This is a genomic window from Serratia sp. Je.1.23.a (genome assembly GCF_051129805.1).
Classification (GTDB): Bacteria; Pseudomonadota; Gammaproteobacteria; order Enterobacterales; family Enterobacteriaceae; genus Serratia; species Serratia liquefaciens.
Map to the genome: position 1 here is coordinate 1 of NZ_JBCPSR010000098.1, position 253 is coordinate 253.

At 42.3% G+C, this 253-nt stretch carries 1 rRNA gene; it reads right to left on the bottom strand.

What is annotated here, in order from left to right:
- Nucleotides 1-85 (bottom strand): 16S ribosomal RNA (locus AAZT04_RS26355); the annotation flags it as partial.
- Nucleotides 86-253 lie beyond the last annotated feature (168 nt).

Consider the following 253-nt stretch of genomic DNA (forward strand, 5'->3'; position numbering starts at 1 on the left):
CAAGCTCCCTGTGCTACCGCTCGACTTGCATGTGTTAGGCCTGCCGCCAGCGTTCAATCTGAGCCATGATCAAACTCTTCAATTAAAAGCTTGATTTGCTTCAACTCGTGAAGCGATGCTCGAAAATAACTTTCGTAATAATTCAACTAAATGAATTACTGCTTGGTCACTCTTCAAGACTTGATATTTTTTTGAACCCGAAGGTTCTGGATATCGTCTTGTGGAGTGCCCACACAGATTGTCTGATAAATTG